Origin of the sequence: Paracoccus liaowanqingii (assembly GCF_004683865.2) — a bacterium.
In the GTDB taxonomy this organism is placed as follows: Bacteria; Pseudomonadota; Alphaproteobacteria; order Rhodobacterales; family Rhodobacteraceae; genus Paracoccus; species Paracoccus liaowanqingii.
Genome location: NZ_CP038439.1, coordinates 2748191 through 2770542, shown reverse-complemented (window position 1 = coordinate 2770542; position 22352 = coordinate 2748191). Strand labels below are relative to the sequence as shown.

Below are 22352 nucleotides of genomic sequence, written 5' to 3'. Positions count from 1 at the left end.
AATCAGGCCGCGTCGTCGTCCAGGTCAACCTCGGTCGCCTGCGCGATCACTTCGCGGTCGGCATAGTGGCCGCAGGACGGGCAGACGTGATGCGGGCGCTTCAGCTCGCCGCAGTTCGAGCATTCGTTCGGGTTGCCCGCGACCAGCGCGTCATGCGCACGGCGCATGTTGCGCTTGGACCGGGTTACGCGATTCTGAGGGACAGCCATGTCACCACCTGATGTAAAGGGATGCCGCGCCGCAACGCCGATGCATCCAGGATTTGAATTCGTAAATGAACCGCGCAGATACGCGATCACTTCCCGGCCCGCAAGCCCTCTAGGCCCGGCAGTTGCGCGAAATGCACCGCCTCTGGCCCTGCACCGGCACGATTTTCGGCCATGTGCGGCACGGATGCATCCCTTGCGGGGCTTTCCCCGGCCGGCGGGTGGGCCGGGCGGGGGTCAGGATTCGCGCGGCTTGTCGCCCAGCAGCTTGTCCAGGCCCGCGAAGGGGCGGCGGGTGTCGCCCGCATCCTCGGGCGGCGGGGCGGCGGCGGTCAGCGCGGCGCCCTTGGCACGGGGATATTCCGGCAGGGCCAGCGACAGCGCCTCGACCATGATCGCGCTGAGGTCGATGAAATTGCCCAGGGGCTCCAGCGTCTCGTCGGGCATCTCGACCTCGTCGCCCTCGGGCTGGCCCAGATGCGGGGTGAACTGGATGCGCACCTGATCGGTGATGTCGCTCTTCACCGGCTTCAGCGTCACCACGCAGGGCTGGGTCACGCGGGCGGTCAGCGTCCCGGTCAGCAGCCAGCCATCGGTGCCGTGCCCGCGCAGCTGGCCCGCGAAGTCCAGGCGGGACAGGGCATCCAGCCCGAGCTCTGCGGCGATGGCGGCGCGGACCTCCTCTGCCGGGCGCAGATGGAAGGGGGTGGCCGCATTGGGGTTCAGATGCGCGACGCGCAGGCGCTGCGGATGCTTGTCGGGATCGGTCATGAAGGCCTTTTGTCTGTCGGGCGCGGGGGAAGGGCAGGGGCGCGGGCCCGCGGATTGATATTCTTGAGCAGGGTGCCCGAGTTTGCTAGGCAGGGCGGGCCGCGTCAACCGCCCCAAGGAGGGAACCCGCCCATGACCGCCATCAGGACCCTGATGACACTGGCGATTCTGGCTGTCCTCGGGCTTGCCGCCTGCGCACCCATCTATCGCAACCACGGCTACGTGCCCCCCGCGCTGGATCTGGCGCAGGTGGTGCCCGGCCAGACCACCGTCGACGACCTGCCCGCGCTGATCGGACGCCCCTCGGCGCAGGGGCTGCTGACCGGATCCGGCTGGTACTATGTCGGGTCGCGCTGGCGCCGTATGGGCCCCGCCGCCTCGGAAGAGATCGACCGCAGCGTCGTGGCGATCTCGTTCGCGCCCACCGGCGTGGTCAGCAATGTCGAGACCTTCGGGCTGGAGCGGGGCCGCGTCGTGACCCTGTCGCGCCGCGTGACCGATGGCAGCGTGACCGAGATCTCGCTGATCGGGCAGCTGTTCGGAAACCTGGGCAATTTCCAGGCAGGCGACTTCATCGACTGACGACGGGGCGGCGCGGGGCCTGTCTCAGGCCGCCGCCGCCAGCCGTTCCGCCATCCGGTGCAGGTCGTCGCGATGCCCGGTCCGGCCCGAGGGCAGGTCCGGATCCGAGGTCATCGCCATGGCCAGCGCGCGCTGGCGGCGCGTCGCGGGGAAGACATAGACCATCTGCCCGCCATAGCCCCAGCCATAGCGGACCTCGCGTCCGGCCATCTGGCCCAGGAACCAGCCATAGCCATAGCCCTGCCCGCTGAAGATGCTGGAGGTGCGGCGCTGCCAGCTTTGCGCGATCCAAGGGCCGGGCACGATCTGGCGCCCGCCCGCCTGGCCGCCCCGCGCATACATCGCCCCGAAGGCCAGCAGCGACCGGGTGGTCATCGCCATCTGGTTGCCGCCCAGATAGATGCCTTGCGGATCGCGGTCCCATCCGGTGATGCGGAACCCGGGGATCGGTCCCAGCCAGTCGCCCGCCACGTCCAGAAGCGGCTGCCCGGTCACGCGGGTCAGGATCGCCGCGACCAGATGGGTCGAGGCGGTCGAATACTGCATCCGCGTGCCCGGATCCTGCGTGAACGGGGCGGCCAGCGCGCTGCGCACCCAGTTGGGGCTGTTGACCCATCGGCCATAGTTCTGGCCCGACTGACGCTCCAGCCCGGCCTGCATGGACAGCAGGTTGCCCAGGGTGACGCGGGCCAGCCGGGGATCGGGATCGGCCGGCAGGTCGGCGCGCAGCAAAGGCGCGATGGGCTGGTCCGCGCCCTCCAGCAGGCCCTGCCCGATGGCGATGCCGGTCAGCGCCGAGACCACGGATTTCGAGGCCGACTTGATGTTCGTGGGGCTGTCGGGGGTGAAGCCGTGATAGCCCTCGGCCGCCAGTTCCGACCCCTGGCCGCCATCGTCGCGCCACAGCGCGATGGCGCGCAGCGGCGCAAGCCCGCGGGCCTCGGCCAGCAGGGGCTGCAGGGAAGCCTGCGCGATGCGGGGGGCGGCCAGCAGGGGAAGGGCGGCGGCGGCGGTCAGGATCAGGGTGCGGCGTTTCATGGCCGCACTATGCGGCGCCTTGACCGGCAGGGGCAATCACGCTTGCGTGGGACGGGTGCGACCATTACGCAGGTCCGGTCCCTGCCCCGAAAGGCCCCCGACATGAGCGCGCTGGACGATCTTGCCCCGGTTCCCTTTCACGACGCCGACGCGCCGCAGCGCGCGCGGATGCTGTCGCGGCTGGCCGATACCGAACTGTCGGTGGCCCTGCTGCGCGAGCCGGTCCATGACGCGGTCGAATTGCAGATCTTCGATCTGGACGGCGCGCGCGTGGCCTTGGCCTGCGACGGCGAGGACCGGCTGGCCGATTTCTTCGGCCAGGTCGTGGCCTATGCCGCCCTGCCGGGGCGGGTGCTGGCGGGGCTGCTGAAGGCCGACGGGGCGGGGCTGCTGGTCAATCCCGGCCACCCGTCCGAGATGCTGCTGGACGCCACGATGCTGGACTGGCTGACCGGCGCCCTTCAGGCCGCCCCCGAGACGGGCGAGGCGCATCTGCGCCTGACCGCGCCCGACGCCGATGTGGCCGGGGTGCTGGGCCTGCCGCTGGCCGAACGCCTGGCCGATCTGCGCGGGCTGATCGCGGGGGCCGCGCTGGTCGGCAGCCGGGCCGCGGGCGGCGCGGATCGCGGGCATCTGCTGCTGATCGCGGGCGCGCCCGTCGACCGCCAGCCCGCCATCGCCAAGGCCCTGTCCGAGGCGCTGGCCTTCCTGCCCCCGCAGCCCGGTGGCGTCGACATCAGCTTTGCCGAGACCCCGCCGCCCCCCGGCGCGCTGCTCTTCGATCTGGCCCTGCCTCCGCCCGAGGAACCCGCGCCCCGGCCCAAGGGCCCCCCGATCCTGCGCTGAGGCGGCCAAGCGCGGTTGCAGAGCCGGGGTCAACCTGCGACAAACCGGCATGCAGTTGCGTCACAAGGCCCTTGCCGTCCATCTTCTCACCGCCACCGGGGCGGTCCTTGCCATGCTGGCCATGCTGGCCGCGGTCCAGGCCGATTGGGCGCTGATGTTCCTGTGGCTGGTCGTGGCCTTCGTCGTGGACGGCATCGACGGCCCGCTGGCGCGGCGCTACGAGGTCAAGACGAACTGGCCCGCCTATGACGGCGAGCTGATGGACCTGATCATCGACTATCTGACCTATGTGTTCATCCCGGCCTTCGCGCTGTTCCAGTCGGGGCTGCTGTCGGGCTGGACGGGCTGGTTCGCGATCATCGTCATCGTCTTCACCAGCGTGGTCTATTTCGCCGACACCCGCATGAAGACGCGCGACAACTCCTTTGCGGGCTTTCCGGGCTGCTGGAACATGGTCGTGCTGGTCCTGTTCGCGGTCGAGCCGCACTGGACGATCATCCTGCTGATCGTCACCGCGCTGAGCATCGCGATGTTCACCAACATCAAGTTCGTCCACCCCGTGCGGACCGAGCGCTGGCGCCTGATCACGCTGCCGATGGCGCTGGCCTGGGTGGTCTTCGCGGGCTGGGCGGCGCTGGTCGACTTCCACCCGCAAAGCTGGGCCAATCTGGGGCTGATCGCCACGTCGGTCTGGCTGCTCTTCGCGGGCGGCGCCCAGCAGCTGATGCCGCGACGCCGCCGCGGCTAGGCCCGCGCGGAGGCCTGCGACCGGGTGCCGCCTGCGCCGTGGCGCAGGTCGAACAGGCCGAACGCCGCCACCGCCAGGAAGCACAGGCCCGGCACGACATAGGCCAGCGCCGCGCCCTGCGCATCCATCAGCGCGCCATGGACCAGCGGCATGACCGCCCCGCCCAGGATCGCCATGACCAGCCCCGCCGCGCCGAACTTGGTGTCCTGCCCCAGCCCGTGCAGGGCGATGCCGTAGATGGTGGGAAACATCAGCGACAGGCAGGCCGAGACCGCGACCACCGCCCAGACCCCGCCCAGACCCGGCACGGCGGCGGCGTAGAAGCACAGCGCCGTGCCCAGCAGCGCCATCGTCCCCAGCAGCAGGGCGGGCCGGATCAGCACCATCAGCCCCACCATGGCAAAGCGCGCGATCAGAAAGACGATCAGGCTGGCCTGCAGGTACCAGCCCGCCTGCGCCTCGGTCCCGCCCAGGGCCACCAGCACATAGGGGATGGTGAAGGTCCAGACACAGGTCTGCGCCGCGACGTTGAAGAACTGCGCGCCCACGCCGAAGACGTAATGCCGGTTCGACATCAGGCGGCGCAGCGTCGCGCCGAACTGCAGCGGCGCCTCGGCCTCCTGCGTCCGCTCCTGCCGGGTGGTCATGGGGATCAGCGCGATGGCGACCCAGATCGCCAGCAGCACGAAGGCGAAGCTCACATAGGGGGTCATCACCGCCTGCAGCTCGGCCTGACGGACGGCGTTCAGCGCCTCGGGCGCCATGGCGGCGCGGTCGGCGGCGCTGGCGACGTTCAGCTGCGGCAGGATCAGCGTCGCGGCCAGGAAGACCCCGATGTTGGTGCCCACCGGGTTGAAGGCCTGCGCCAGGTTCAGGCGGCGGGTCCCGTTCGCCTCGGGGCCCATGGCCATCACGAAGGGATTGGCCGAGGTCTCCAGGATCGACAGCCCGCCCGCCAGCAGGAACAGCGCCAGCAGGAAGAACCCGAAGGTCATCGCCTGCGCCGCCGGATAGAACATGAACGCCCCCAGGATCGCGCAGCCCAGCCCCGTCAGGATCCCGGTGCGGTAGGAATAGCGCCGGTTGAGGAAGGCCGCGGGCAGCGCCAGCAGGAAATAGGCCCCGTAATAGGCGAACTGCACGAAGGACGCCTGCAGCGTGGTCATCGAGAAGATGCGCGAGAAGACCTGCACCAGCGGGTCGGTCATGTTCGCCGCGATCCCCCAGGCCGCGAAGCAGGTCACCAGCAGCGCGAAGGGCAGCCGCATGCCGGGATGGACGAAGGGGGGCTTGGTCATGGGATCCTCGGAAGGCTTTCAGGGGTCGGGGCGCGTCCTTCGCACGGATCAGGGCGCCGGACCACCGCGAATTCCGCCCCTTGTCATGACGGCCGCCATGAGACAGGGGCGCGGGTGCCGCAGCGCCCGCGCCCCTGTCTTTCGCCCCCGGGGGGGGACGGCCCTATTCGAACTTGCGGATCTCTCCGGTCTTCAGGCGCGAGAGATAGCGGTTCATCTCGGCCTTGACGACCGGCATCAGCAGGTACAGCGCGATGATGTTGGGCACCGCCATCGCAAAGATCATCGCATCCGAGAAGTCGATGACCGGGCCCAGATTGGCCGAGGCGCCGATGACCACGAACATGCAGAAGATGATCTTGAAGACCAGCTCCTTGGTCTGGCCCTCGCCGAACAGGAACGTCCAGGCCTTCAGCCCGTAATAGCTCCACGAGATCATGGTCGAGAAGGCGAACAGCACCACCGCCAGCACCAGGATGTAGCGGAACCAGCCGAAGGCGCTGCTGAACGCGTCCGAGGTCAGGGTGACGCCGGAATTGCCGGTCACCGTCTGGATGCCGTCGCCCGCCTCGTTCAGCAGGAAGAGGCCGGTGGTCGGATCCTGGATCAGCTGGCCGGTGATGATGATCACCAGCGCGGTCATCGTGCAGATGACGACCGTGTCGATGAACGGCTCCAGCAGGGACACGAAGCCCTCGGTCACCGGCTCCTTGGTGCGCACGGCGCTGTGGGCGATGGCGGCCGAGCCGATCCCGGCCTCGTTGGAGAAGGCCGCGCGGCGGAAGCCCTGGATCAGCGCGCCGATGGCCCCGCCCACGACGCCGTCATTGGTGAAGGCGCCCGTCAGGATCTGGCTGAACGCCGTGCCGATCATGTCGAAGTTCATGCCGATGATGATCAGCGCCGTGCCGACATAGACCGCCGCCATGAAGGGCACGATCTTCTCCGTCACGCTGGCGATGGATTTCAGGCCGCCGACGATGACCAGGAAGACCACGATGGCCATGACGAGGCCGGTGATCCAGCCGGGATAGGCGCCGGTGACATTGGCGATCTGGGCATGGGCCTGGTTGGCCTGGAACATGTTGCCGCCGCCGAAGCTGCCCAGGATGCAGAAGATCGCGAACAGCACCGCCAGGATCTTGCCGCCCGGCAGGCCGCGCTCGGCAAAGCCCTTGGTCATGTAGTACATCGGGCCGCCCGACACGGTGCCGTCGGCATATTCGTTGCGGTACTTCACCCCGAGCGTGCATTCGGTGAACTTGGACGCCATGCCCAGAAGCCCCGCGAGGATCATCCAGAAGGTGGCGCCGGGTCCGCCGATGCCGATGGCCACCGCGACGCCCGCGATGTTGCCCAGGCCCACCGTGCCCGACAGGGCCGTGGTCAGCGCCTGGAAATGGCTGACCTCGCCCGCGTCGTTGGGGTCCGAATAGTCGCCCCGGACCAGCGCGATGGCATGGCCGAAGGCGCGGACCTGGATGAGGCCGAAATAGATGGTGAAGACGCTGGCCGCGACCACCAGCCAGCCAACGATCCAGGGGAAGGTCGTGCCGGGAAAGTTGGAAAAGATCAGGCTGACGAACCAGCCGGTCGAATTCGCGAAGATCTGGTTCACCGTCTCGTCGATGCCCTGCGCGGCGGCAGGGGCGGCCGTCAGCGCGGCGAGGGCTGTGACGGCCGGCGCGATTGCTTTTTTCATGGGTGCTGTCCCTGTTGAGGCGCCGGTCATGGCACGATGACCACGGGCACGGGCGAGACCTGCGCCAGCGTGGCCGCGACCGATCCGAAGATGCGCGAGGCGAAGCCGGAATTGCCCATCCGGCCGATGAAGATCATGGCCGCGCCCTCGTCCTTGGCGATGCGGCACAGCGTTTCGGCGATATGGCCATAGCGCAGGGTGGTGGCGCAGGGGATGCCCGCAGCCTCGACGCGCTTGACCACCGGGGTCAGGATGGCGGTCTCGGCGCGCTGCAGTTCCTCCTTGCGGCGGCGGTGGCGTTCCTCGACCTCGGCGGCGGTCAGGAAGCTGTAGGGCGACCATTCCAGCACATGCGCGATCAGGATGTTGTCCCCCTGCGCCTGCGCACGGGTGATGGCGAAGTCCAGGGCGCGCATCGAGGCATCGCTGCCGTCGAAGCCCACGACGATCTTTCGTGACATCGTTCCCTCATCTGTTGGTGTCGTTTCTGGGTTGTCGTGCTGAAACGATAGGCAGGCTTGGCGGGTGGGGCCAGCCCAAATGTGTCGCTACAATGACGGCGGGCGGGGATTGTGGCCGGACTGCCTCGTCCATGGGCGATGACGATCAGGGGTTTTCAAGTCCCGCGCGGGGGGGCATATTCCCGCTCATGACCCGGATGCATCCCCCTGTCGCCGCCCCGACCGCCCGCCTTGGCGCGCGTCCGGCCGTGCCGTCCCGCGGTCTGCTGCTTCTTACGCTGCGCTGAGCGGGTCTTCCGGGCCACCGCTCAGTCAGGTCAGCGCCCGGACCCTTCCCTCGGCACCGTAAGAAAGACCCCACAGATGACCGATCAGAACCGCGTCGTGATCTTCGACACCACCCTGCGCGACGGCGAACAGTCGCCCGGCGCCACCATGTCCCATGCCGAGAAGCTGGAAATCGCCGGGATGCTGGACGAGATGGGCGTGGACATCATCGAGGCGGGCTTTCCCATCGCCTCGGAAGGCGATTTCGCCGCCGTCTCCGAGATCGCGCGGATGGCCCGGACCAGCGTGATCTGCGGCCTGGCCCGCGCCCAGATCCCCGACATCGACCGCTGCTGGGAGGCGGTGCGCCACGCGAAGCGCCCCCGCATCCACACCTTCATCGGCACCTCGCCGCTGCACCGGGCGATCCCCAATCTGGACATGGACCAGATGGCCGACCGCATCCACCAGACCGTCACCCATGCCCGCAACCTGTGCGACAACGTGCAATGGTCGCCCATGGACGCGACGCGGACCGAACACGACTATCTGTGCCGGGTGGTCGAGATCGCCATCAAGGCGGGCGCCACCACGATCAACATCCCCGACACCGTGGGCTATACCGCGCCGCGCGAATCTGCTGCCCTGATCCGCATGCTGCTGGAGCGCGTGCCGGGCGCGGACGAGATCATCTTCGCCACGCATTGCCACAACGACCTGGGCATGGCGACCGCCAACTCCCTGGCCGCGGTCGAGGCGGGCGCTCGCCAGATCGAATGCACGATCAACGGCCTTGGCGAACGCGCCGGCAACACCGCGCTGGAAGAGGTGGTGATGGCGATGCGGGTCAGGAACGACATCCTTCCCTACCGGACCGGCATCGACACGACCAAGATCATGGGCATCTCGCGCCGCGTGGCCGCGGTGTCCGGCTTTCCGGTGCAGTTCAACAAGGCGATCGTCGGCAAGAACGCCTTCCTGCATGAATCGGGCATCCATCAGGACGGCGTGCTGAAGAATGTCGAGACCTTCGAGATCATGCGCCCCGCCGATATCGGCCTGACCGAGAACAACATCGCCATGGGCAAGCATTCGGGCCGCGCCGCCCTGCGGGCCAAGCTGGCCGATCTGGGCTACGAGGTCGGGGACAACCAGCTGAAGGACATCTTCGTGCGCTTCAAGGCCTTGGCCGACCGCAAGAAGGAGGTCTATGACGACGACATCATCGCGCTGGTGCTGGACGCCGCCGCCAACACCGCCGAGGATCACCTGCAGGTCACCCATCTGCGCGTCGTCTGCGGCAGCGACGGGCAGTCCGCCGACCTGACCATGACTGTGGGCGGCGAGGAAAGGCGGGCCGAGACGACCGGCGACGGTCCCGTGGACGCCTGCTTCAACGCCGTGCGGCAGATCTTTCCGCACGAGGCACGGCTGCTGCTGTATCAGGTCCATGCCGTGACCGAGGGCACCGATGCGCAGGCCACCGTCAGCGTCCGGATGGAGGAGGAGGGCCGCATCGTCACCGGCCAGGCCGCCGACACGGACACGATCCTGGCCTCGGTCAAGGCCTATGTCGGCGCGCTGAACCGGCTGATCCTGCGCCGCGCGATGACGGGCCGGGACAGCGATGCCCGACAGATCAGCATGTACTCGCACTAAACCTGAAGGTTCTGTCCTGCGGGCGCATCACCCGCAGGACGTGCAAGAAACCGCTTTCGCGCGGCCCCGCGCGCATCGGGGCTTTCCGGGTGGGCGGCGTGGCTCTATACGGACGCTTGGACAGGCGAGCGGGGGGCAACGCCCCCCTGCGGGACATCAGAACAGGGCAGGCCGGGACAACCGGCGCGAAAGGACACGGGCATGGCATTCGGCGGTTTGTTTTCGACCGACATCGCAATCGATCTGGGGACGGCGAACACGCTGATCTATGTCAAGGGCAAGGGCATCATCCTGAACGAGCCCTCGGTCGTGGCCTATCACGTCAAGGACGGCAAGCGGGTCGTGCTGGCCGTTGGCGAGGACGCGAAGCTGATGCTGGGCCGCACGCCGGGCAGCATCGAGGCCATCCGGCCCATGCGCGAGGGCGTCATCGCCGATTTCGACAGCGCCGAGCAGATGATCAAGCATTTCATCAAGAAGGTGTTCAAGCGCACGACCTTCTCCAAGCCCAAGATCATCGTCTGCGTGCCCCATGGCGCGACCCCCGTTGAAAAGCGCGCGATCCGCCAGTCGGTCCTCTCCGCAGGCGCCCGCAAGGCCGGGCTGATCGCGGAACCGATCGCCGCGGCCATCGGCGCGGGCATGCCCATCACCGAGCCCACCGGCAGCATGGTCGTCGACATCGGCGGCGGCACGACCGAGGTGGCGGTGCTGTCCCTGGGCGACGTGGTCTATGCCCGGTCCGTCCGCATCGGCGGCGACCGCATGGACGAGGCGATCATCAACTATCTGCGCCGCAACCAGAACATGCTGATCGGCGAATCGACCGCCGAGCGCATCAAGACCAGCATCGGCACCGCCCGCATGCCCGATGACGGGCGCGGCGCCACGCTGATGATCCGGGGCCGCGACCTGCTGAACGGCATCCCCAAGGAGATCGAGATCAGCCAGGCGATGATTGCCGAGGCCCTGTCCGAACCCGTGCAGGCGATCTGCGAGGCCGTGATGGTCGCGCTGGAAGCCACGCCCCCGGACCTGGCCGCCGACATCGTCGACCGCGGCGTCATGCTGACCGGCGGCGGCGCGATGCTGGGCGAGCTGGATCTGGCGCTGCGCGAGCAGACCGGCCTGTCGATCTCCCTCGCCGACCAGCCGATGAGCTGCGTGGCACTTGGCACCGGCAAGGCGCTGGAGTTCGAGAAGCAGCTGCGTCACGTCATCGACTACGACAGCTGATCCGGCCCGCAGGCAGGGAGCGCTGAATGGCGCAGAAGGGTCCTGATTTCGCCACGCCCGTCCGGCGCGTGCTGATCGCCATCCTGGCGCTGGCCCTGCTGGGGCTGTTCCTGTTCTGGCGCATCGACAGCCCGCGCGCCGAACAGATGCGCACCGCAATGGTCGACCGGATCGTGCCGCGCTTTGAATGGGCGCTGGTGCCGGTCACGCGGCTGACCCAGATGGTCGCGGGCTTCCAGAGCTATGCCCGCCTCTACGAACAGAACCAGGAGCTGCGCCGCGAATTGCAGCGCATGTCCGCCTGGAAGGAGGCCGCCGTCCAGCTGGAGCAGGAGAACTCCAAGCTCTTGGCGCAGAACAATGTCCGCATCGATCCGGCCCTCACCAGCGTGACGGGGGTGGTGATGGTCGACAGCGGCTCGGCCTTCCGCCAGTCGGTGCTGCTGAACGTGGGCGCGCAGGACGGCATCATCGAGGGCTGGGCCACGATGGACGGGTTGGGGCTGGTGGGCCGCATCTCGGGCGTGGGGAACCGCACCAGCCGGGTGGTGCTGCTGACCGACCCGTCCTCGCGCCTGCCGGTGACGGTGCAGCCCACGGGCGAGCGCGCGCTGCTGACGGGGGACAACACGCCGCTGCCGCTGCTGGAATTCGTGGAGCAGGGCGACAATGTCCGACCGGGCGACCGGGTGGTCAGCTCGGGCGATGGCGGGGTCTTTCCGGCGGGGCTGCTGGTGGGGCAGGTGGCGCAGGGCAGCGACGGCCGCCTGCGCCTGCGCATGGCCGCCGATTACGAACGGCTGGAGTTCTTGCGCGTGCTGCGGTCCCACCCGGCCGAGGCGGTGGTCGACAGCCAGGCGGTGATCCGGGGCGGGCGCCGCGACGTCATCGGCCCCCAGTTGCCAACCTCCCCCGTGGACGCGGCGCGGGCCACCGATCCGCTGGACCCGGGCACCGCGCCGTGATCCAGATCCCCACCCGCAGCCTGGTCCTGGGGTCGCTGGTCTTTCTGGGCGCGGCCTGGGCCTTGCTGTTCATCCGCCTGCTGCCCCTGTCCGAGGGGATCATGGGCTGGCCCGGCCCCGATCTGGGGCTGGCGCTGATCCTGGCCTGGGTGCTGCGCCGCCCCGACCAGCTGGCCGCCGCGGTCATCGTGCTGGCCGTGCTGGTCGAGGATCTTCTGCTGATGCGGCCCCTGGGCCTGTGGGCCGCCGTCGTGCTGATCGGGTCGGAAGCCGCACGGTTGCGAGAGCCCCGTTGGCGCGACCAACCATTCATGGTTGAATGGCTGCGCGTCGGCATCCTCATCGGGGGCATGATGCTGGGCTATCGCCTGATGCAGATCCTGTTCCTGCTGCCGGTGGCGGCGCTCGGCCAGGTGATCCTGCAATATCTGGCGACGGTCATGGCCTATCCGCTGGTGGTCTTCGCCGCGCGCTGGCTGCTGGGTCTGCGCCGCAACGGCCACGGCGAGACGACATAGCGGCGGCCGCAAGGCAAGGCCCCCAGGACGGGGCCGGGACAGATCGGGGACGGCATGAAGAAATCCCAACGCGAGATCATCGACAGCACCCGCCAGATCACCCGGCGCGGGCTGATGCTGGCCGGCATCCAGGTGGCCACGGTCACCACGCTGGCGCTGAATATGCGGTCGATGCAGCTGGACCATGCCGAGGAATACCGCATGCTGGCGGACGGCAACTCGATCAAGATCCGCCTGCTGCCGCCCTCGCGCGGGCTGATCCTGGACCGCACCGGCATCATCATCGCCGGGAACGAGCAGAACTATCGCGTCACCCTGACCCGCGAGGAGGCGGGCGGCGATGTCGAGCAGGTCCTGCGCCGCCTGTCCCAGCTGATCCCGATCTCCGAGGCCCGCATGGCCGAGCTGGTCGACGAATTCGCCCGTCGCAGCGCGATCACCCCCATCGTGCTGGCCGACCGCCTGTCCTGGGAACAGTTCAGCGCCATCGCCGTCAACGCCCCCTCGCTGCCCGGCGTCACGCCCGAATCGGCGCTGTCGCGCGCCTATCCGCGGGCGGGGGATTTCGCGCATGTGATGGGCTATGTCGGCCCGGTCAGCGATTACGACCTGTCGCGGATCGAGGATCCCGACCCGGTCCTGCGCCTGCCCGACTTCCAGTTGGGCAAGATCGGCGTCGAGGGACGGCTGGAGACGGTCCTGCGCGGCAAGGCCGGCGCCCGCCGGGTCGAGGTGAACAGCGCGGGCCGCGAGATGCGCCAGCTGTCGCGCCAGCAGGGCGAGCAGGGCGCCACCGTCCAGCTGACCGTGGACGCTGCACTGCAGAACTATGCCGCGCAGCGGATGGGCACGGAAAGCGCCGCCGCGGTGGTGATGGACTGCCAGACGGGCGATCTGATCTCGATCTGCTCGTCCCCCAGCTTCGATCCCAACAAGTTCGTGCGCGGGATCAGCAGCCCCGAATACCGCGCCCTGATGGATCACGACCACCGCCCCCTGGCCGACAAGACCGTGCAGGGCGTCTATCCCCCGGGCTCGACCTTCAAGATGGTCACCCTGATGGCGGGGCTGGAGGCCGGGGTGATCGACGCGGGCACGCGCTTCTACTGCCCCGGCCATACCGAACTGGGGGGGCGGCGCTTCCACTGCTGGCGGCGCGGCGGGCATGGCACGGTCGATGCGATCAAGAGCCTCGAGGAAAGCTGCGACGTCTATTTCTACGAACTGGCGCAGCGCGTGGGCATCGACCGCATGGCGATCATGGCCCGCAAGCTGGGCCTGGGGGTGCGCCACGACCTGCCCATGTCGGCGGTGGCCGAGGGCATCGCGCCGGACCGCGAATGGAAGATGAACCGCCACGGCGAAACCTGGCAGATCGGCGACAGCCTGAACGCCTCGATCGGGCAGGGCTTCGTGCTGGCCTCCCCCTTGCAGCTGGCGGTGATGACCGCGCGCATCGCCTCCGGGCGGGCAATCGCGCCGCATCTGGTCCGGTCCATCGACGGGGTGCGCCAGCCTGCCCCCGAGGCCCCGCCTCTGGACATCAGCGAGGCCTCGCTGCGGGTGGCGCGGCTTGGCATGGACGCCGTGATGAACAGCGCCCGCGGCACCGCCCGCGGCGCCCGCATCTCGCGCGAGGACTGGCGCATGGCCGGCAAGACCGGCACCAGCCAGGTGCGCAACATCACCGTGGCCGAACGCGCGCGCGGCGTCATCTCGAACGACCAGCTGCCCTGGGCGCGGCGCGACCATGCGCTGTTCGTGGCCTATGCGCCCGTCGAGGCGCCGAAATACGCCATTTCCTTGGTGGTGGAACATGGCGGTGGTGGATCGACCGCCGCCGCGCCCGTCGCCCGCGACATCCTTCTGTTCGCGCTGAACGGGGGCCTGCCGCCCGCCGATGCCATCCCCTCGGACCAGCGCGCCGCGATGCAGGCCCGCCACGAGGCCATGCAGCTCTACACCCCCGAGGCCCCGCGCCCCGGCCGCAGCAGGGCCTGAGACGCATGTCCTATCTCGACTATCAGACGGCGCAGGTCCCGACCGGGTTTCGCAAGATCCTCTACATCAACTGGCCCCTGGTCCTGCTGATCACCGCGGTCAGCTGCATCGGCTTCCTGATGCTCTATTCCGTGGCGGGGGGACGGATCGACACCTGGGCCGAGCCGCAGATGATCCGCTTTGCCATCGGCATGGTCCTGATGCTGGGGCTGGCCTTCGTGCCGATGTGGTTCTGGCGCGGCATCTCGGTCGCGGCCTATGTCGCCTGCTTCCTGATGCTGATCGCGGTGGACCTGTTCGGCACGATCGGCATGGGCGCGCAGCGCTGGATCGACATCGGCCCGATCCGCATCCAGCCGTCCGAGCTGATGAAGATCGCGCTGGTCCTGCTCTTGGCCGCCTATTACGACTGGCTGCCGCTGAACCGCGTGTCCCGGCCGCTCTGGGTGCTGCTGCCCATCCTGCTGATCGTGGCGCCCACCGCGCTGGTGCTGATCCAGCCCGACCTGGGCACCTCGATCATGCTGATCGCGGGGGGCGGGATCGTGATGTTCGCGGCGGGTGTCTCGGTGTGGTATTTCGGCGCGGTTATCGGGGCCGCGGTGGGGCTGGTGGTGGCGGTGATGCGCAGCCGGGGCACCGACTGGCAACTTCTCAAGGACTATCAGTTCCGCCGCATCGACACCTTCCTCGACCCCACCGCCGACCCCCTGGGGGCGGGCTACAACATCATCCAGAGCCAGATCGCGCTCGGCTCGGGCGGGCTGTCGGGGCGCGGCTTCATGCAGGGCACGCAGTCGCGGCTGAACTTCCTGCCCGAGAAGCACACCGACTTCATCTTCACCGTCCTGTCCGAGGAGTTCGGCTTCATCGGGGCCTCGTCGCTTCTGGTGCTCTACATGCTGATCCTGGGCTTCTGCCTCTATTCGGCGCTGACCAACCGCGACCGCTTCGCCAGCCTGATCACCATCGGCATCTCGGGGACGTTCTTTCTGTACTTCGCGATCAACATGGCGACGGTGATGGGGCTTCTGCCCGCCAAGGGCTCGCCGCTGCCGCTGGTCAGCTACGGGGGCACCTCGCTGATGATCCTGATGCTGGGCTTCGGCCTGGTGCAATCCGCCCATGTCCACAGACCGAGGTGACGCCATGAAGGTCCGCTTTTCCGCCCGCGACTCTGCCTGGGCCGAATGGGCCCCGGCCCTGCGGACCGCCCTGCCCGAGATGGAGCTGGCGCGCGAGGGCGATCCGGCCGCCTTTGACGCGATCATCTACGCGCCCGGCGGCGACATCGACGACTTCACCCCCTATCGCCGCGTGAAGCTGGTCCAGAGCCTCTGGGCCGGGGTCGAGCGGATCGTCACCAACCCGACCCTGACCCAGCCCCTGGCGCGGATGGTCGATCCGGGGCTGGCGCGGGGCATGGCCGAATACTGCACGGGCTGGGCCCTGCGCGCGCATCTGGGCATGGACGGCTATGCCCAGGACGGCCGCTGGCGCAACGGCGCCGTCCCGCCCTTGGCCCCCGAGCGCCCCGTCACCATCCTGGGGATGGGAGAACTGGGGCGCGCCACCGCCGCCATGCTGGGGGGGATCGGCTTTCCCCTGACCGGGATCAGCGCCTCGGGCCACCCTGTCCCGGGCGTCACCGTCCACCCCGTCGCGGCGCTGGATGCGGTCTTGGCCGAGGCGCAGATCCTCATCTGCCTGCTGCCCGCCACCCCCGCCACCCGCGACCTGCTGGACGCCCGCCGCCTGTCGCTGCTGCCCGAAGGGGCCTGGCTCATCAATCCCGGCCGCGGCACGCTGATCGACGACGCGGCCCTTCTGGCCGGGCTGGACCAAGGCCGCCCCGCCCATGCGGTGCTGGACGTCTTCCGGACCGAACCGCTGCCCGCCGACCATCCCTTCTGGTCCCACCCCGCCGTCACCGTCACGCCCCATATCGCCGCCGAGACCCGCCCCGCCACCGCCGCCCCGGTCGCCGCCCGGAACCTGCGCCGCGCCCTGTCAGGGCAGCCCGTCCTCAATCTCGTGGACCGTGCCAAGGGCTACTGACCCCCCTCTGCGGCGGTCTTCAGATATCCCGGGGGGAGTCCGCAGGACGGGGGGCAGCGCCCCCCTCGGCCTCGGCCGCCCGCGCGACGGCCAGCTCCGCCGCCCGCGTCGAGGCCCGGGCGATCCGCTCGGCCATCTTCTTCTCGCGGCGCCGCTGATAGGCGCGAAAGACCGGCACGGTCAGGTAATGCGTGCCGGTCGAGACGGCCAGGCCCAGGATGCTGCCGCCCACCACATAGGGCCAGAAGATCTGGAAGAAGAAATCCCCTAGGTTGTTCCAATGCGCGATCTCGTCCCCGAAGAGGGACCGAAGATTGTGCCACAATTCGCCCGCCGCGCGCGAGAACTCGCCGAAGATGAACTGGGGCGACAGATCGCCGTCCAGCCCCAGGATCTTGCGTCCCAGCCCGACCGAGACCAGCGCGATGAAGGGCAGCGTGACCGGGTTGCCCACGAAGGTCGCCAGAAGGGCGGCCAGCACGTTGCCCCGGATGATCCAGGCCACCGCCGCCGCCGACAGGAAGTGGAACCCGAACAGCGGGGTGAAGGACACGAAGACCCCCGCCGCCACGCCGCGCGCGATCCGGTGGGGCTGGTCGGGCAGGCGGCTCAGCCGGTGGGCCACATAGGTGCCGGCCCGCCGCCAGCCGCCCCGGGGATAGATCAGCTCGCTGGCCATCTGGCCATAGCTGCGCGGCTTGCGGCGTTTGAACACGAAGACCACCCGTTGCGTCTGCGGCAGCGGGCCTGGCCCGCCAACCTCAGGGTTTCAGAGCCGGGTCCCGCACCCGCGAGACCTGCGCCACGTCGCTTTCCGCCTCGAGGGCGGTCAGCAGGTTGTGCAGATGCTCATGGTCGCGCAGCTCGACCTCGACCTCGATGCGGTAGAAGTCGGGCTTGCGCGCGATGAACTCGAGGTTCGAGATATTCGCCCCCTGCGCCCCGATCAAGGTGCAGATGCGCCCCAGCACGCCGGCATCGTGCCGGATCGTCAGATTGAGCACAGTGGAATAGGCCGCCGGGTGGCGCCCCTCCTGCCATTGCAGGTCCACCCACCGGTCGGGCGCGTCCTCGAATTCGGCCAGCACGGGGCAGTCGATGGCATGGATGACCACGCCCGCACCGCGATAGGTGATGCCGATGATCCGCTCGCCCGGCAGCGGGTTGCAGCAGGGCGCGCGCTTGAAGTTCGCATCGGCCTCCAGCCCCGCGAAGGGGCGCTGGCCGTCGATCTCGTCATGGCGGTCGGCCAGTTCGGGATAGAGGACGCCCAGCACCTCCTTGGCCGAGTTCTCGGCGCTGCCGATCCGGGCCAGCAGCTCCTCGGCCGAGGGGATGCCCATCTGCCTGGCGGCGGTGCGCAGCGCCTTGTCGGTGACCTTGCGGCCCACATGCTCGAAGCTGACCCGCACCAGTTCGCGCCCCAAGCGCATGAAGCGGTCGCGGTCCTCCTCGCGCAAGGACCGCCGGATCGCGGCCTTGGCGCGGCCCGTCACCACGATGTCCAGCCAGGTGGCCTGCGGGCGCTGGCCCGAGGCCGCGATGATCTCGACCGACTGGCCGTTCTTCAACCGTGTCCACAGGGGCACGCGGATGCCGTCGATCTTGGCGCCCACGCAGGAATTGCCCAACCGTGTGTGGATCGCATAGGCGAAGTCGATGGGCGTCGCGCCGCGCGGCATCTGCATCACGTCGCCCTTGGGGGTGAAGCAGAAGACCTGGTCCTGGTACATCTCCATCTTGACGTGCTCGAGGAACTCGTTGTGGTCCTCGGTGTCGAAACGGTCGGTCAGCTGCGCGATCCATTCGGCGGGATCGACGGCGAAGGGGTTCCGCGTCCGCACTCCGTCGCGATAGGCCCAGTGCGCGGCCACGCCCGCCTCGGCCACCTCGTGCATCTGGCGGGTGCGGATCTGCACTTCGACCAGCTTGCCGTCGCGCCCGGACACGGTGGTATGGATCGACCGGTAGCCGTTCGATTTCGGCTGGCTGATGTAATCCTTGAACCGCCCCGGCACGGCGCGCCAGCGGTGATGGATCACGCCGAGCGCGCGATAGCAGTCCATTTCGGACCGGGTGATGATGCGGAACCCGTAGATGTCGGAGAGGCGCGAGAAGGCCAGCTGCTTTTCCTGCATCTTGCGCCAGACGCTGAAGGGCTTCTTCGCGCGGCCGAAGACGTCGGCCTCGATCCCCTCCTTCTCCAGCACGGTGCGGATGTCGGCGGTGATCTTGCCGATGATGTCGCCGCTGTCCTTCTGCAGGCTGACGAAGCGGCGGATGATGGAACTGCGGGCCTCGGGATTGATGACCTTGAAGGCCAGATCCTCCAGCTCCTCGCGCATCCACTGCATGCCCATCCGCCCCGCCAGGGGGGCATAGATGTCCATCGTCTCGCGCGCCTTCCGGACCTGCTTGTCGGGGCGCATGGACCGGATGGTGCGCATGTTGTGCAGCCGGTCGGCCAGCTTGACCAGGATCACCCGCATGTCGCGCGACATGGCCATGAACAGCTTGCGGAAGTTCTCGGCCTGCTTGGACTGGGTGCTGGACAGTTCCAGGTTGGTCAGCTTGGTGACCCCGTCGACCAGCTCGGCGATCTCGGCCGAGAACATCGCCGTGACCTCGTCCTTGGTCGAGCGCGTGTCCTCGATCGTGTCGTGCAGAAGGGCGGTGACGATGGTCGCGTCGTCCAGCCGCATCTCGGTCAGGATGGCGGCGACGGCGATGGGATGGGTGAAGTAGGGCTCGCCCGAATGGCGGAACTGGCCCTCGTGCATGCGCATGCCGTATTCGTAGGCATCGCGGATGAGGGCGCAGTTGCTGCGGGGGTTGTAGTTCCGGACCAGTGCCAGAAGGTCTTCGACGTCAATCATGATGCTGCCGAAGACCTTTTGTCGTGCATGTCGGGACCGTATCAGCCGCGCTGGTTGGCTTCCAGCATCATGCGCAGCATGCGTTCCTCGGATTCCTCGTCGGCGGGCTTGGGACGGTCCACCTCGGCGCCCAGCAGCAGGGCCATGGCGTCCTCCTCGGGCTCGTCGACCTCGATCTGGGTCTGGGTCGATTCGATCATCCGCTCGCGCAGGTCGTCGACGGGCTGCGTTTCCTCGGCGATCTCGCGCAGGGCGACCACCGGGTTCTTGTCGTTGTCGCGGTCCACGGTGGGCGCGGAGCCTGCCGTGATCTCGCGGGCGCGATGCGAGGCGAGCATCACCAGGTCAAAGCGGTTGGGAACTTTGTCGACGCAGTCTTCAACCGTTACGCGGGCCATGAATCTACCTGTGCAGTTGCGAATCGGACATTCGGGGCGAAAAAGGACACCTGAACGGCATCGGCGCCCGTGTCAAGCCAAACCGGGCAGGTGGGCCCCGCCCATCGGGGTCATCCCGTCCAGCGCCCGCGGTCCCAAGGCGTCCAGCATCTGCGCCACGCTGCGCCCGGTCAGCGGGTGGCACCAGCCCGGCGCGACCTCGGCCAGGGGCGCCAGCACGAAGGCGCGGTCCTGCAGGCGGGGATGGGGCAGGAGCAGCCGGTCGGGCGTGTCGGTCTGCTGGCGGTCGGCGGGCAGGTCGATCCAGGCCCGCAGATGGTCCGCATCGGGCAGGATCAGATCGTCCAGCGCGATCAGGTCCAGATCCAGCGCCCGGGCCGACCAGCGCCCACCGCTGCGGTCGCGGCCGTGCCGGGCCTCGATCCCGTGCAGCGCGGCCAGCAGGTCCGGCGCCGTCAGTCCGGTCTGGATCAGCGCCACCGCATTGGCATAGTCCGGCCCCGATCCGGCGGGCATCGCGGGCGTGCGCCAGATCCGGCTGATCGCGGCGATTGAAATCTGCGGCACGTCCTGCAACATGGTCAGTGCCTTGCGCAGGGTCGTCACCGGATCCTGCGCGGGCAGGGGAAGATTTGCGCCCAGGGCGACGATACCAAAAGACAGGTCGGCCACGCATTTCTCTTTTTTCCCGGCAGGTCCATATTGCGGGCCGATCGCGTCGGGCCGCAGGCCCTGATTCGATTCATGCCTTGACCGTATTCCCGAACCGAAGGCAACAGGATGTTTTACAAAGACGATCGATTGGCACTCTTCATCGACGGCGCGAACCTTTATGCTGCCGGAAAATCCCTTGGCTTCGACATCGACTACAAGCTGCTGCGCCAGGAATTCGACCGGCGGGGCAAGCTGACGCGCGCCTACTATTACACGGCGCTGGTCGAGGGCGAGGAGTATTCGCCCATCCGGCCGCTGGTCGACTGGCTGCATTACAACGGCTATTGCGTCGTCACCAAGCCGGCGCGCGAATACACGGACGCCCAGGGCCGCCGCAAGGTCAAGGGCAACATGGACATCGAGCTGACCGTGGATGCGATGGAACTGTCCCCGCATCTGGACCACGCCGTGCTGTTCTCGGGCGACGGCGATTTTCGTCCTCTGGTTGCGGCGCTGCAGCGGCGCGGCGTGCGCGTCTCGGTCGTGTCGACCATCCGCAGCCAGCCGCCGATGATCGCCGACGACCTGCGGCGCCAGGCGGACAATTTCATCGAGCTGGACGCCCTGCGCGACATCATCGGCCGTCCCCCGCGCGAGCCGCAGCAGGTCGAGACCTGACACCCCCGGCCCCCGGCCGCTGGAGGGCGCTGGCGCTGATCTGCGCCGGCGTCATCGGCGCGATGGCCTGCTGGTTCTCGACCACCGCCATCGGCCCCGACCTGGTCGCCCATTGGGCCCTGTCCGGGGGGCAGGCGGCTTGGCTGACCAATGCGGTGCAGATCGGCTTCGTGCTGGGGGCGCTGGCGGCCTCGGCGGTGAACCTTCCCGACATCCTGCGCATGACGCGGCTGATCACCGTCGCGGCGCTGCTGGCGGCGCTGGCCAATGCGGCGGTGCTGCTGCAACCCGGCTTCGGCGGTCTTCTGGCCGCGCGCCTGGCCACCGGCATCGCGCTGGCCGGGGTCTATCCCCCCGCGCTGAAGCTGATGGCCACCTGGTTCGTGGCGGGCCGGGGGCTGGCCATGGGGCTGCTGGTGGGCGCGCTGACGCTCGGCTCGGCGCTGCCGCATCTGCTGCGCGGCCTGGGCGAGGGTCTGGACTGGCGATGGGTGGTCGCGGGGGCGAGCGTGGGGGCGCTGGTCTCGGCCGCGATCTTCGGGCTGGCGGTGCGCGAGGGGCCGCACGGCTTCGCCCGCGCCCGCTTCGATCCGCGCCAGACGCTGCGCGTGCTGCGCGACCGGCCCCTGCGGCTGGCGACCCTGGGCTATCTGGGCCACATGTGGGAGCTGTATGCCATGTGGGCGTGGTTTCTGGCCTATGCGCTGGCGGCCCCTGCGGCGGGCGGGCTGCCGGAGGGCGGGGCGTCGCTGCTGACCTTCGCGGTGATCGCCGCCGGCGTCCTGGGCTGCGCGCTTGGCGGCTGGCTGTCGGACCGGATCGGGCGCTGCCTGACCACTGCGGGGATGATGGCGGTGTCGGGCGGCTGCGCGGCGCTGATCGGATGGGCCTGGGGCGGGCCGCCCTGGCTGCTGGCGCTGATCGCGCTGGTCTGGGGGATCAGCATCGTCGGCGACAGCGCGCAATTCTCGGCCGCCGTGTCCGAACTGGCCGATCCCCGGCTGGTCGGCACCGCCCTGACGCTGCAGTTGGCCCTGGGCTTTGCCCTGACGGTCGTGGCGATCTGGCTGCTGCCGCTGCTGGCGACGGCCTTGGACGGCTGGCGGTGGGTGTTCCTGGCGCTGGTGCCGGGGCCCGCGGTGGGGGTCTGGGCGATGCTGCTGCTGCGCGCCCTGCCGCAGGCGCGCGCGCTGGCCGGGGGCCGGCGCTGAGGATGATGGTGCGGACGGCGGGACTTGAACCCGCACTTCCGAAGAAAACAGATTTTCGTACCACTTCGACTTTCGCCGCCGGGACGCAGGCGCCCCGTTCGTGGTCTGGACTATCCCTTCGCCGTGACCCCGGAAGGTTTTAGGCGCCGCCCGTCTAGTCTCTACACCTTCCCCCGCAG

General features: G+C 68.8%; 22 protein-coding genes. 12 read left to right on the top strand and 10 right to left on the bottom strand.

Features of this window, described 5'->3' with window-relative positions:
* Window positions 1-2: 2 nt before the first annotated feature.
* Both rpmF and E4191_RS13395 read right to left on the bottom strand, forming a co-directional pair.
* Window positions 3-209 (bottom strand): 50S ribosomal protein L32, encoded by a 207-nt coding sequence (rpmF, locus tag E4191_RS13400; protein WP_135313844.1) that lies wholly within the window; start codon window positions 207-209, stop codon window positions 3-5.
* Between the two features lie 234 nt (window positions 210-443).
* Window positions 444-977: a YceD family protein gene (locus E4191_RS13395; protein ID WP_135313843.1), complete on the bottom strand. Its 534-nt coding sequence runs from the start codon at window positions 975-977 to the stop codon at window positions 444-446.
* 132 nt (window positions 978-1109) lie between these two features.
* Here E4191_RS13395 and E4191_RS13390 point away from each other — a divergent pair, with 132 nt between their 5' ends.
* The gene (locus E4191_RS13390; protein ID WP_228461318.1) at window positions 1110-1559 is read left to right on the top strand and encodes an outer membrane protein assembly factor BamE; all 450 of its coding nucleotides are present in this window, start codon (window positions 1110-1112) and stop codon (window positions 1557-1559) included.
* A 24-nt stretch (window positions 1560-1583) separates the two neighbouring features.
* Here E4191_RS13390 and E4191_RS13385 read toward each other — a convergent pair whose 3' ends face one another.
* Window positions 1584-2597, bottom strand: coding sequence for a serine hydrolase domain-containing protein (locus E4191_RS13385; RefSeq protein ID WP_135313842.1), 1014 nt, complete (start codon window positions 2595-2597; stop codon window positions 1584-1586).
* A 102-nt stretch (window positions 2598-2699) separates the two neighbouring features.
* Between E4191_RS13385 and E4191_RS13380 the strand changes: the two genes are divergently transcribed.
* The gene (locus E4191_RS13380; protein ID WP_135313841.1) at window positions 2700-3443 is read left to right on the top strand and encodes an SseB family protein; all 744 of its coding nucleotides are present in this window, start codon (window positions 2700-2702) and stop codon (window positions 3441-3443) included.
* Between the two features lie 49 nt (window positions 3444-3492).
* Window positions 3493-4191, top strand: a complete 699-nt coding sequence (locus tag E4191_RS13375; RefSeq protein WP_135313840.1) for a CDP-alcohol phosphatidyltransferase family protein — start codon at window positions 3493-3495, stop codon at window positions 4189-4191.
* On the opposite strand, the gene fucP is transcribed toward E4191_RS13375, so the two are convergent.
* The 3 genes from fucP to E4191_RS13360 all read right to left on the bottom strand — a co-directional run bounded on the left by fucP (window position 4188) and on the right by E4191_RS13360 (window position 7652).
* On the bottom strand, window positions 4188-5489 hold the full coding sequence (fucP, locus tag E4191_RS13370; RefSeq protein ID WP_135313839.1) for an L-fucose:H+ symporter permease: 1302 nt from the start codon (window positions 5487-5489) through the stop codon (window positions 4188-4190). The genes E4191_RS13375 and fucP overlap by 4 nt on opposite strands.
* A gap of 163 nt (window positions 5490-5652) precedes the next feature.
* The gene (locus tag E4191_RS13365) at window positions 5653-7191 is read right to left on the bottom strand and encodes an alanine/glycine:cation symporter family protein (protein ID WP_135313838.1); all 1539 of its coding nucleotides are present in this window, start codon (window positions 7189-7191) and stop codon (window positions 5653-5655) included.
* 26 nt (window positions 7192-7217) lie between these two features.
* A complete protein-coding gene (locus tag E4191_RS13360) occupies window positions 7218-7652 on the bottom strand; it encodes a universal stress protein (RefSeq protein ID WP_135313837.1) in 435 nt (144 codons plus the stop codon).
* A gap of 363 nt (window positions 7653-8015) precedes the next feature.
* On the opposite strand from E4191_RS13360, the gene E4191_RS13355 reads away from it, so the two are divergent.
* The 7 genes from E4191_RS13355 (at window position 8016) to E4191_RS13325 (ending at window position 16356) form a co-directional block, all read left to right on the top strand.
* Window positions 8016-9578: a 2-isopropylmalate synthase gene (locus E4191_RS13355; RefSeq protein ID WP_135313836.1), complete on the top strand. Its 1563-nt coding sequence runs from the start codon at window positions 8016-8018 to the stop codon at window positions 9576-9578.
* A gap of 201 nt (window positions 9579-9779) precedes the next feature.
* Entirely contained in the window at window positions 9780-10814 is a 1035-nt protein-coding gene (locus tag E4191_RS13350) for a rod shape-determining protein (protein ID WP_135313835.1), read from the top strand.
* Between the two features lie 26 nt (window positions 10815-10840).
* Window positions 10841-11779, top strand: a complete 939-nt coding sequence (gene mreC / locus E4191_RS13345) for a rod shape-determining protein MreC (protein WP_135313834.1) — start codon at window positions 10841-10843, stop codon at window positions 11777-11779.
* Complete coding sequence (locus E4191_RS13340; RefSeq protein ID WP_135313833.1) at window positions 11776-12297, top strand: rod shape-determining protein MreD; 522 nt, start codon at window positions 11776-11778, stop codon at window positions 12295-12297. Before mreC ends, E4191_RS13340 begins: the two co-directional genes overlap by 4 nt.
* Window positions 12298-12351: 54 nt before the next feature.
* Window positions 12352-14298 (top strand): penicillin-binding protein 2, encoded by a 1947-nt coding sequence (gene mrdA, locus E4191_RS13335; protein ID WP_135313832.1) that lies wholly within the window; start codon window positions 12352-12354, stop codon window positions 14296-14298.
* A 5-nt stretch (window positions 14299-14303) separates the two neighbouring features.
* Window positions 14304-15443, top strand: a complete 1140-nt coding sequence (gene rodA / locus E4191_RS13330; RefSeq protein WP_135313831.1) for a rod shape-determining protein RodA — start codon at window positions 14304-14306, stop codon at window positions 15441-15443.
* 4 nt (window positions 15444-15447) lie between these two features.
* Window positions 15448-16356 (top strand): 2-hydroxyacid dehydrogenase, encoded by a 909-nt coding sequence (locus E4191_RS13325; protein ID WP_135313830.1) that lies wholly within the window; start codon window positions 15448-15450, stop codon window positions 16354-16356.
* A gap of 19 nt (window positions 16357-16375) precedes the next feature.
* On the opposite strand, the gene E4191_RS13320 is transcribed toward E4191_RS13325, so the two are convergent.
* The 4 genes from E4191_RS13320 to folK form a co-directional block, all read right to left on the bottom strand.
* Window positions 16376-17071 (bottom strand): DUF2062 domain-containing protein, encoded by a 696-nt coding sequence (locus tag E4191_RS13320; protein WP_228461316.1) that lies wholly within the window; start codon window positions 17069-17071, stop codon window positions 16376-16378.
* Between the two features lie 46 nt (window positions 17072-17117).
* A complete protein-coding gene (locus tag E4191_RS13315) occupies window positions 17118-19232 on the bottom strand; it encodes a RelA/SpoT family protein (RefSeq protein ID WP_135313829.1) in 2115 nt (704 codons plus the stop codon).
* 41 nt (window positions 19233-19273) lie between these two features.
* Entirely contained in the window at window positions 19274-19630 is a 357-nt protein-coding gene (rpoZ, locus tag E4191_RS13310; RefSeq protein ID WP_111299747.1) for a DNA-directed RNA polymerase subunit omega, read from the bottom strand.
* Window positions 19631-19702: 72 nt separating this feature from the next.
* Complete coding sequence (gene folK, locus E4191_RS13305) at window positions 19703-20302, bottom strand: 2-amino-4-hydroxy-6-hydroxymethyldihydropteridine diphosphokinase (RefSeq protein ID WP_135313828.1); 600 nt, start codon at window positions 20300-20302, stop codon at window positions 19703-19705.
* A 108-nt stretch (window positions 20303-20410) separates the two neighbouring features.
* Here folK and E4191_RS13300 point away from each other — a divergent pair, with 108 nt between their 5' ends.
* Together E4191_RS13300 and E4191_RS13295 are read left to right on the top strand one after the other, a co-directional pair.
* On the top strand, window positions 20411-20962 hold the full coding sequence (locus tag E4191_RS13300) for a LabA-like NYN domain-containing protein (RefSeq protein ID WP_135313827.1): 552 nt from the start codon (window positions 20411-20413) through the stop codon (window positions 20960-20962).
* On the top strand, window positions 20959-22173 hold the full coding sequence (locus E4191_RS13295) for an MFS transporter (protein ID WP_135314474.1): 1215 nt from the start codon (window positions 20959-20961) through the stop codon (window positions 22171-22173). The genes E4191_RS13300 and E4191_RS13295 overlap by 4 nt, the downstream gene beginning before the upstream one ends.
* Window positions 22174-22352 lie beyond the last annotated feature (179 nt).